This window comes from Blautia sp. AF19-1, from assembly GCF_003479155.1.
Classification (GTDB): domain Bacteria; phylum Bacillota; class Clostridia; order Lachnospirales; family Lachnospiraceae; genus Fusicatenibacter; species Fusicatenibacter saccharivorans.
Genome location: NZ_QUGQ01000039.1, coordinates 1 through 9,072 on the forward strand (window position 1 = coordinate 1; position 9,072 = coordinate 9,072).

Here is a 9,072-nt window from a genome sequence, read left to right on the forward strand (position 1 = left end):
AGTTTACATGCAACAGCCAGAAATTTCGATACACCCTCTTATTGGACGCTTACGCTTCTTCCGCTGCTCCAGAATGTTTTTGTGGTGAATTGCTGCCTCCAGTTCCTGTCTGCTCTTTTCCATGTTGGCCTTCAGTTCCTCCAATGACATGGATTCATACTTTGGATTTTTTGCTCTGCTCATTTTCTTGTACTCCTTCTTTTTTCTGTAAACAAAAAGAACCGGCTTATTCATGAATGCCGATTCCTGGGTATAAAAAACTGAGGTCGTTGTCCTGTGATTAGGAAATGCTGACCTCAGCGTTTTTGAAATATTTAATTGTTGCTCCTTGGAATGAAAGTCTTTGTCACCATTGTCGTATAAATTTAAACTCACATCCCATATCAGGATTTCTTTAATTCTTCCATATACAGTTCAGCTATATATGCCGGACCAGTGCACCACAGCTTTGTCTTCTCATCATACAGTGCTTTTCCTGTCTTTGAACACAAAAAATCTGTCAATACCTCGTTTCTGTCCTTGCCTGTCTCTTCTGCGATTTCATCTGTCACCATAGTGATCAGAAGGTCGATTGTATAATTCATTTTTTCCTTTGGAATTGTTACTTCAGCCATATCTTCTCACCTTTCACAAATTTCAGACACTCAATAGCTGCCTCAGTTTTAAAGCAGTATTGATCTTTCAATTTATTCGGCAGCAACTGTCTGATACAGAAATCGTCTGCTACTTTATCACCTGCAGTCCCAAAAGCACCCGCAAGATAAGCGGTAAGAGTAGCGTTTGTTGCATCATCCGCAATCTTTCCTGCAATGATATCATATTTTGCCATTTCACGTTCAACCTCAATAAACATTTTTTTCTTTCGGTGAGCGGCGATACAATGTAACCAGTCCACATCTGCATTTTCAAAAATATGCGTTTCAAGATTTTCTGAAAGTTTGAATTCAAAAGTTGAAATATATCCAAACTTCTGCCCCTCTTCAATTGTTCCGGTTGCGATGGCTTTGGCTATTGAGGTTCTCAGAAAACTTTCTGCCTGTTCCTTTGATGTGGTTAAATAAAATCCCTGTCCAAAATCTTTTCTCTTTGCACATTTGGCAAGATCTGGCTCTTTTACTTCACAATAACTTCCATGATAGAGAACAAATCCATCTTTTAACTCAAGCACTAATCTCTATCCCCTTTCTTTGCAAAAATTCAGTAATATCTTCAAGCACAGCTTCATCGCCTTCACAATGAAAAATCCCATAGCATTTTTCTATATATCCAAGAACATCGGCTTCTTTAAACAAGTGGATAATCTGTTCAACAGGTAAATGCCACTCTTCTGAAGCAAGCCGGATTAGTCTTGTTTGCATAAAAGTAATCTCTGTTTTCTCACTCATTATGAATCCTCCTCATTTTCTTAGTCAGTAAAACCGGAATTGTTGATTACCAAGGCATATTTCCAAATCGACTAATAAAAGTTACTGTTAGTCCGGTTTTATCAATCATTGCAAGTTTTACGATTGCGCCTGTACTGTTTGCTTTCCTCCGTCGACATTCAAATCTGTTGCCGTGGCACCTGGATCAGCGCAGTTCACCTCTTATGTCTTGGAGTCCTTTTGCATACTTCCAAAAGAACCCAGTCCGCTTGAAACATTTACGATAATAGTTTTATTTTTTCTCTCATTGTCATACAATGCACCTACTTCCCCAGAATTTATTTTACCACGTATTCTTCTGTTCGTCTGTCACCTGCATCGTATCTGCATTTACCAGATAAAAATCTACCAATTCGGTCTCGTAATTGCCATCCGGATATACTTTTTCTAACACCAGTTCTTCGCAGGAATTACCATCTGCATCTGTCTTGGAACCATTATCGTACAGACAGTATCTCACATTTACCGTATTACCGTTCTTTGTTTCCTGCGTTTCGCTGACGACAGCATAGACTTCTCCCTTTGCATTCGCCGTGTAACTGAACGCCATATTTTGAAGTGTATTCTGCTCCTGAAGGTAATTATAAACTGCCAGCATTGCATTTTGAATTGTCAGACCATCATGCTGCCCTTCTGTCTCGTAATCTTCTATGGTATTTCCACTCTGAATATCCTCTGAATCTGTTGAATTCTCTGTATCCAAATCCGGTAATTCTGTAGTATCCTCTTCTTGATTATCTTCTTCATCTATTGTATCCGAAGACCACCACAGACCATCCATACTCTGCATAACAAATGGATTATTGGTTCTGTATCTCCGTTCACCACCATAATCTTCCTGCACAGTTATATACGTATATTTGCTGTCACAACCAGTCACCGTTTCTGTTCCATCCATTCCGAACACTACACTCAGACCACTCATTCCAATAATCAAAAGTGCAAATATCGCAGCAGCTCCATAGACAATTATCAATGCCACTTTGTTTTTACCGAATTGTATGGATAATGCCTGGCAATTGTGTCTGTATAAACTCACGATCCCCCAGATCAAAAGAACCGCCAGACTGATTGTAATAACAGTAATCGATATTTCTGCGAAACGATATCTCACTTCATATCCCATATCACGTTTTATACCATACCACAATCCATAGAAGAAGGTACTATACGCAAGAACCAAAGTAATGATACTGATCCGTATCGGATGCTCTTTTTTATCCGGCACTGCCTTCTTCAGTGCCTCTGCCATCTGCGCTGCCGCTCTCTGCTCTATCCACATAGCAAGCTCTGCTTTTGACGGATATGTGCATTTAGTATCCGGAATCCCTGCGTAACACATCTGGCTCTCTTGAATCCCTGTCGCATCTCCTGCTGCCATTGCTGTAACCACTTTCAGGTAATAATACAACTTCAACTGTGCTGGATTGAATTTATCTATACGAATATCTGCCAGCTCCTGTGCAGCCCGTTCATAATTGTTAAGGAGTACACTCATCCGTGCCATAACCAAAAGCATCTGATTCGCTACAGCAGGGTAACGGTGATATTGCTTCTCATATAAATACCGTGCATACTCATGTCGTTCTTCCGGTGTTAACCGATAGGACTTCTTTCTATTCTGTGCCAGCATCGCAATTCGCAGACCATAAGCCAATTCCAAAATTGCAATCAGCTGGCAGATAAATGCACCAAATCCCCAGATATCCGTTGTATACCGCACATAGGTCACCAACACAATGCCTAGCATTGCCGGAATCACGATCAACCATTTTGTCCAACCTGATCTTCTCATAAAAATCTCCTGAATTGTTTTTCTGAATATAGTATATTACCGCACACACCAATCGACCATATACATATTGTGACGATGCTGTTACTTACCATAACAGTTGCTGTTTCTAAGGTCATCTATTTATAGCCTGAGAAATAACTGGTTTCCCATCTCTGTCCAACAATGGAGTCAGTCCACCTGAATACCCACATGCATGATATAAATAATTCACACCAGTTTCCTTATCCACCCATATCTCAGTAGTAGTTAATGCTCCCTGAGAATATATTTTTTCAAATCTCTCTTCTTTCGCCATTTTCAATTTCCTCCCATAATCAATTTTTCGGTTTTATAAAAAATGTTTCTCTGTTACTTTCTCGATTGTATCATGACATACAGTTCCATCTTCGGCAATCGTCGATTTTCTGATAAATCTCGAATGATGCTTTAATACTCCATAAGCATACCAGTCATGGTTGCAAAATACTTTGCAGAACTCTGCATAGCCATGTTCCTTACAGGTATCGAAATACAGACACCTGCTGATTTCATAAGTAAATCCACTATCATCATCCTGCAAAATTTCTGTCTCCCAACATACCTTTTTTTCGCCCTCCAGATCATCTACCAGAGACTGTCTCACAATCTTATAGCCATTCGGCAATAAATCGACATGCTTTTTTCTCTTTTTCCGTTACCATATTTTCTCCCAACTTGCACACTAAGTCATAATTTTCCAAACACTAAAACTTGAATTTCTATTTCTGCTGCCATGCCATTACATAGTCTTTTTCTCCAGTAGCTTCATCCAAACCGCTATACTGAATCTCAAATCCTTCTCTTTGATAAAAGGATATTGCCCGTGTATTTTTTTGATATACATTTAAGATTAATTTGTTTCTTTTTCCCTTTACATAGTTTAGCAAAATTTTACCTATACCTTGAGATTGCATTTCGGCAGAAACAAAAATACCTTCAATGTATTCGTTACTTAACCCTATAAAACCCTGTATTTCCTGTTTATCCTCGTAAACATAGACAGTTGCCTGTAATAGAAGTTCTTTTACTAACTCAAAATTACTTTTCCAATATTGAGCAGAGATAAAATAATGTGTCTTTATATTTGTATCTAACCATATTTCTGCAACTTTATTTATATCCACTTTCCGTAATTCTCTAATCATAACGGTGATGCTCCTCAAACTCCGATTTTCTCAATTTTTCAGTCGAGTAGACTAAGACCTCTCAATCTTAGCCCCTCACAGATCCGTACGTGCGGCTTTCCCGCATACGGCTCCTCATAGTAACATTCGCTTCAATATAAACAATAGTACGTTTTAGGTTTTGCTAACGGGTAATACTTGAGCATTTCCACAAATCCATTCCATGTGTATGCCCGTCTACAACCTCTCCGATTCATGGCTTTGAATAGAAACTGTTGTACTCTATGCAGGAATGTTGTTATCTTCCGAAAATTCCATGTAACACCATAATACCGATAGTGTCCAATTAGTTTTACGTTCAACTCTTTAATTATTTCTCGCATTGGTCGATTTCGATTATCGTAAATCCAGTTCTTGTATGCTCTAACCTTTTGCTCTAACTTCTTTCTTGAAGTCTGTACCTTTGGCACGAAACCTCCCTTTCGAGTTTTGCTACAATAGAAGGTAAACCCCAGAAAATCAAATGTTTCAGGTTTACATTCTCCTCTTGCTCTACGATTCTGCTCTGCAAATCTCCCAAATTCAATTAGTCTGCTTTTACTACTTTCCAGCTCCAGTCCAAACTTTTCCATTCGTTCCTTTAACTCTTTATAGTATCTTTCAGCTTCTGACTTATATTGAAATCCTGCAACAAAATCATCCGCAAAGTTGACGAGAAAACACTCTCCCTGCATTTCCCTTTGCACCACCAGCTTAAACCACAGCGTCAGCACATGATGCATGTATATATTTGCAAGCATCGGACTCATTGCTGAGCCTTGTGCCGAACCTTCCTCTGTTGGCTCGAATTTTCCTTGCTCCATTATTCCTGCTTTAAGGTATTTACGTATTAGCCACAATAAGTTCTTATCCTGTATATTCCATTCAAGGAACTTCATCATCCAATCATGGTCGATATGGTCAAAGAAACCTTTGATATCGGCATCTACGATATAGCTGATTTTTCCATAGCTTATCCGTTGGTATACTTCTTTTATTGCTTCGTGACACCCCCTATTCGGTCTGAATCCATACATGCAGTTTAGGAATCTCGGTTCATAAATAGCTCCCAGTATTTTCTTCACTGCCATTTGTACAATCTTATCTTCATAGGAAGCAATCCCTAATGGTCGTTTCTTTCCATTTCCTTTAGGTATATATACCCTCAGTGACGGAAGTGGCTTAAAGGATTTGTTTTTCAACCTCTGTACCAGTTCCTTGATATTTCTATCAAGGTTCTTCCCATACTCATCCTTAGTTACCTTGTCAATTCCGACTGCTTTGTTCCCATCTAATTCCTTATGGCATTGCTTTAGCATATCTTCATTTATCAAGTGGTACACTGATGTAAATATAGGATGTTTTGATGTTGCTGATATCTCAGCTATTCTTACTAATTTCGTTTCCATTATTTCCTCCGTCCCTGAGTACGGATAATGTGTCCTCAGTAAGACCTTTACTATGCAATCCCCTTCCCTCCATCGGCATTGCCCGATTTCTACAGTACTATGGGATTGTCCGACCACCTACCATTCATTTGAAATACTCCGTTTTCAGTTGCAATTTCATACTCTTCTTCGAGAAATGGCAGGTTCTCCCCAGTTGATGTGTATTCACAATGTAAAACATGATTGGTTCTCTGACTCCGCAGTGCCACATAACACTCGCCATATCGCATTACATGATATTGTCTTCCGCACCAGTTAAGACGTCGACCGACTGAAGTTAACGTTTCGAAGCTCAATCACTATTCAACCCTGCTTTCTTGCTGTCTACGCTTGTCAGATGCCGTTACCGGCATCATCCCAAGACTCGCTATTATCTGGTTGGCTAAACCTTGGATAAACCGGAATCCCACCGGCTTGACTACACACCCTTAGCTGGGCGCACAACTGGAATTTACGAACTACAATATCTTTTCGAGAAAAAGATGGTTTTTGTGTGCAATTACATCTCCAACTTTTTTAGAAGCACTAGCAATTATTTCAAATCCATTTTTTTGATACAAAGATAGCGCAGGAATATTTTGACTTCCTGTATCCAAACGTAGTGCCCTGCAACTATTTTTTTGTGCTAATTCTGTAGCGAATTTTATTAGTGATGATGCAATTCCTTTACCAGACATACTCGGACGTACCATTAAAAGGTGAATTACCATTACCTCATCTTCAGATAATTTTTCTTTCCAAGGAATAGTTGCATATTCTATTGGTTGAACTTTATCAATAATGATACTTCCAACAATTGTTCCGTTTTCTTCATATACAAACAAAGCACCAGCATAAATAGCCCGTTCTGCATCATCTTTCGTTGGATAAACCCCTTTCTTAAATACAGTAAAGGCTGTATGATTCAGTTCATACTGGAAATGCTCATTGTAAGTATCTTCAATCGAATTAACATCTTTTAGTATTGCTTTTCTAATCATAAAATCTCTCCACAAATTTTGATTTCACACTTTCTTTCCCCTTATATGTCTATATCTGAAATATTCAGTCACAAACTTTATCAGGGATAGGCATCTGTGCCGCAAGGGGATCTTCCCCTTGTACGAAATCTCTGATTTCGCTGTATTTCCCGGTTTGAGATTTCTTGAAATCGGGAACAGCACCGCAGGTCGCACGATACAGGCAGATGGAATTGCCTGTATAGAAGTGCGCTCTTAGCGTTGCTAAGAGATTTATGCCGTATCCGGCGTGTTATCTTTTTTCAATTTCTTTTTTCGACTTCTGAAGCATTCTTCCAGTTTTAATAATTTGACATGTCTGCTCTTGTTACTCATCATCTGTAAATTCCAGCATCTCATCAACGGTGCAGTCCAGCTTCTTGCAGATCTTCTCAATCGTCTCCATTGATACATACTGGTTTTTTCCCATCCTGGCAAGAATATTTCCACTGATCCCGGTGAGGTACTGCATCTCTATCCGCTTCATATTTTTATCTATGAGCATTTTCCATAATCTGTTATAACTTACGCCCATAAGCAACCTCCATATTTTTCATCTGAACATATTTTGATTATATCACGATTTCGTTAGGTTGAATACCTGTAATTTTTGATGTCTTCTGTAAAATGGAAAAGAGGATGCCCCGACAAAGGGCAACCTCTCCAACCATTTACTTCGGTTTAGTCGAATGGAACCTCACCTTCCGGTGCTTCCATAAATCCGTCCTTATCTGTTTTCGGTGTTTCCGATGAATCAGCTCCAACACCATTATCCTTGTTCTGGGCAAATTCATGTTCTTCCACGATCACATCTGTAGTATAAATTGTTTTCCCGTCCTTGTCCTTATAATTGCCAGTGCTGATACGACCGCCAATCACAATCCTCATTCCCTTGTGAAGATATTTCTGTGCAAACTCTGCACTCTTTCCGAATGTGACACAGGAAATAAAATCCGCTTCCTGTTCACCGTCACGTTTATATCTTCTGTTTACCGCCAGTGTATATCTTGCTACTGCCATATCATTATCTTTTCCGGCATATTTGATCTCCGGATTCTTTGTCAGTCTTCCCATTAAAACCACTTTATTCATAATCGTTACTGTCCTTTCCGCAGCTACGCTGCCATTGCATATTCTTCATCATCTGTTTCATCGTCCGGCATAAACATTGCACATGCTTCCGGTGGATTGGTATCATCCGGTGAAAATATTTTCCGGATCATTTCATACATGATCGGATACCGATATGCGATTTCTTCTCTTGCAAGGAATCTGCATACCCTGTAAAGATTCTTTTTCATTTCTTCATCTGTTGTAAGCATGGCAACCAGATGGATTCTCTCCCTTGTATAAATCAGATTCGGGCATCCAAACCAGTTAATCAACTGCATTTCTTTCATTTTCAGTTCTGTCATAAACTGCTCCTTTCCGGGCATTTTGCCCTGTAAACATTGTCATCAGTTTCATTCGTCCGGCGGTCTGGCGTGCGTTTCCCTGTCACCTGCAGCCGTCTCAGACTGCCTCTGCCTGCATCAGCAGGTCACTGACCATAAGGCTTCGGTCAGCCGCCCATCATCGGGAGTGTCATTATAATTTCGCTCGCTCTCAGAAAAAGAAAGGTCATGGCATAACTCCTGTTAGGCTTCCAGGGTGCACTTATCGGTTGTCAAGGTTCATCGAAGGAACATTCCAAAACGTCCTCTGATTACTAGAGTCAAATGACTTCGCAAGATGCAAAAGATTCGTGATATTTTTTTGCATTTTTATCATTTTTTCTTTTACTTTTGTTAGTCCCTTCACATACTCTGTACTGAGACAGGCAAAAGCGGACATCTTTGGGGTAAAATTTTTAAAATAATTGTTCCTCTACCTATAAAGCCTGGGAAGCGGTATTTACCAACCCCCTTTTGCAAGTTTTTTTCGCATAAATGAAATATTCCCTCACTAATAGCAAGTTTCAGAGGGCATTTGGACGGTACTTTTGCAGAAAAAATTATTTTTCCACTAATCACACGTGGGAATTTGAAGAATGTCAGATAATTTTGAAAAAATCCAAAAAAGAAGCACCGACCGTTATAGTCAGTGCTTGTAAGATATTATATTCGTTTTTCTCAGGAAAGATCATCCCAGTTTTTATATGTTCCATTGTACAGACCTGTAAGTTGTTTTATTGTAACTATAAATGAGCAAATTTGAAAAATTGCACAAAACTACACTGCGAATTTC

Annotated in this window: 13 protein-coding genes; all 13 read right to left on the bottom strand. The window is 39.3% G+C overall.

The window, feature by feature from the left end:
• Positions 1-3 precede the first annotated feature (3 nt).
• Positions 4-183 (bottom strand): hypothetical protein, encoded by a 180-nt coding sequence (locus tag DWX26_RS16260; protein ID WP_147398139.1) that lies wholly within the window; start codon positions 181-183, stop codon positions 4-6.
• Between the two features lie 200 nt (positions 184-383).
• On the bottom strand, positions 384-614 hold the full coding sequence (locus DWX26_RS16265; RefSeq protein WP_003864582.1) for a hypothetical protein: 231 nt from the start codon (positions 612-614) through the stop codon (positions 384-386).
• Complete coding sequence (locus tag DWX26_RS16270; protein WP_020944841.1) at positions 602-1,168, bottom strand: DUF3990 domain-containing protein; 567 nt, start codon at positions 1,166-1,168, stop codon at positions 602-604. The genes DWX26_RS16265 and DWX26_RS16270 overlap by 13 nt, the downstream gene beginning before the upstream one ends.
• Positions 1,161-1,385: a DUF3791 domain-containing protein gene (locus tag DWX26_RS16275; protein ID WP_003864584.1), complete on the bottom strand. Its 225-nt coding sequence runs from the start codon at positions 1,383-1,385 to the stop codon at positions 1,161-1,163. Before DWX26_RS16275 ends, DWX26_RS16270 begins: the two co-directional genes overlap by 8 nt.
• A 322-nt stretch (positions 1,386-1,707) precedes the next feature.
• Positions 1,708-3,219, bottom strand: coding sequence for a hypothetical protein (locus DWX26_RS16280; RefSeq protein WP_003864585.1), 1,512 nt, complete (start codon positions 3,217-3,219; stop codon positions 1,708-1,710).
• A gap of 112 nt (positions 3,220-3,331) precedes the next feature.
• Positions 3,332-3,514, bottom strand: a complete 183-nt coding sequence (locus DWX26_RS16285; RefSeq protein WP_003864586.1) for a DUF6440 family protein — start codon at positions 3,512-3,514, stop codon at positions 3,332-3,334.
• Between the two features lie 33 nt (positions 3,515-3,547).
• Positions 3,548-3,841 (bottom strand): L-2-amino-thiazoline-4-carboxylic acid hydrolase, encoded by a 294-nt coding sequence (locus DWX26_RS16290; protein ID WP_003864587.1) that lies wholly within the window; start codon positions 3,839-3,841, stop codon positions 3,548-3,550.
• 115 nt (positions 3,842-3,956) lie between these two features.
• Positions 3,957-4,382 carry an N-acetyltransferase gene (locus tag DWX26_RS16295; protein WP_003864588.1) on the bottom strand — a complete coding sequence of 142 codons (426 nt, stop codon included), beginning with the start codon at positions 4,380-4,382 and terminating at the stop codon, positions 3,957-3,959.
• Between the two features lie 131 nt (positions 4,383-4,513).
• Positions 4,514-5,809 carry a group II intron reverse transcriptase/maturase gene (gene ltrA / locus DWX26_RS16300; protein ID WP_009323505.1) on the bottom strand — a complete coding sequence of 432 codons (1,296 nt, stop codon included), beginning with the start codon at positions 5,807-5,809 and terminating at the stop codon, positions 4,514-4,516.
• 497 nt (positions 5,810-6,306) lie between these two features.
• The gene (locus tag DWX26_RS16310; protein ID WP_003864592.1) at positions 6,307-6,828 is read right to left on the bottom strand and encodes a GNAT family N-acetyltransferase; all 522 of its coding nucleotides are present in this window, start codon (positions 6,826-6,828) and stop codon (positions 6,307-6,309) included.
• Between the two features lie 346 nt (positions 6,829-7,174).
• Positions 7,175-7,381, bottom strand: coding sequence for a helix-turn-helix domain-containing protein (locus tag DWX26_RS16315; RefSeq protein WP_003864593.1), 207 nt, complete (start codon positions 7,379-7,381; stop codon positions 7,175-7,177).
• A 146-nt stretch (positions 7,382-7,527) separates the two neighbouring features.
• The gene (locus DWX26_RS16320) at positions 7,528-7,938 is read right to left on the bottom strand and encodes a single-stranded DNA-binding protein (protein WP_003864594.1); all 411 of its coding nucleotides are present in this window, start codon (positions 7,936-7,938) and stop codon (positions 7,528-7,530) included.
• Between the two features lie 23 nt (positions 7,939-7,961).
• A complete protein-coding gene (locus DWX26_RS16325) occupies positions 7,962-8,261 on the bottom strand; it encodes a hypothetical protein (protein WP_015543455.1) in 300 nt (99 codons plus the stop codon).
• Positions 8,262-9,072 lie beyond the last annotated feature (811 nt).

Excerpts from the sequence above, each read along its gene's own strand:
- DWX26_RS16325 (WP_015543455.1), bottom strand. The coding sequence starts at position 8,261 with ATGACAGAACTGAAAATGAAAGAAATGCAGTTGATTAACTGGTTTGGA.
- DWX26_RS16295 (WP_003864588.1), bottom strand. The coding sequence starts at position 4,382 with ATGATTAGAGAATTACGGAAAGTGGATATAAATAAAGTTGCAGAAATA.
- DWX26_RS16285 (WP_003864586.1), bottom strand. The coding sequence starts at position 3,514 with ATGGCGAAAGAAGAGAGATTTGAAAAAATATATTCTCAGGGAGCATTA.
- DWX26_RS16280 (WP_003864585.1), bottom strand. The coding sequence starts at position 3,219 with ATGAGAAGATCAGGTTGGACAAAATGGTTGATCGTGATTCCGGCAATG.
- DWX26_RS16265 (WP_003864582.1), bottom strand. The coding sequence starts at position 614 with ATGGCTGAAGTAACAATTCCAAAGGAAAAAATGAATTATACAATCGAC.
- DWX26_RS16310 (WP_003864592.1), bottom strand. The coding sequence starts at position 6,828 with ATGATTAGAAAAGCAATACTAAAAGATGTTAATTCGATTGAAGATACT.
- ltrA (WP_009323505.1), bottom strand. The coding sequence starts at position 5,809 with ATGGAAACGAAATTAGTAAGAATAGCTGAGATATCAGCAACATCAAAA.
- DWX26_RS16315 (WP_003864593.1), bottom strand. The coding sequence starts at position 7,381 with ATGGGCGTAAGTTATAACAGATTATGGAAAATGCTCATAGATAAAAAT.
- DWX26_RS16320 (WP_003864594.1), bottom strand. The coding sequence starts at position 7,938 with ATGAATAAAGTGGTTTTAATGGGAAGACTGACAAAGAATCCGGAGATC.
- DWX26_RS16260 (WP_147398139.1), bottom strand. The coding sequence starts at position 183 with ATGAGCAGAGCAAAAAATCCAAAGTATGAATCCATGTCATTGGAGGAA.
- DWX26_RS16275 (WP_003864584.1), bottom strand. The coding sequence starts at position 1,385 with ATGAGTGAGAAAACAGAGATTACTTTTATGCAAACAAGACTAATCCGG.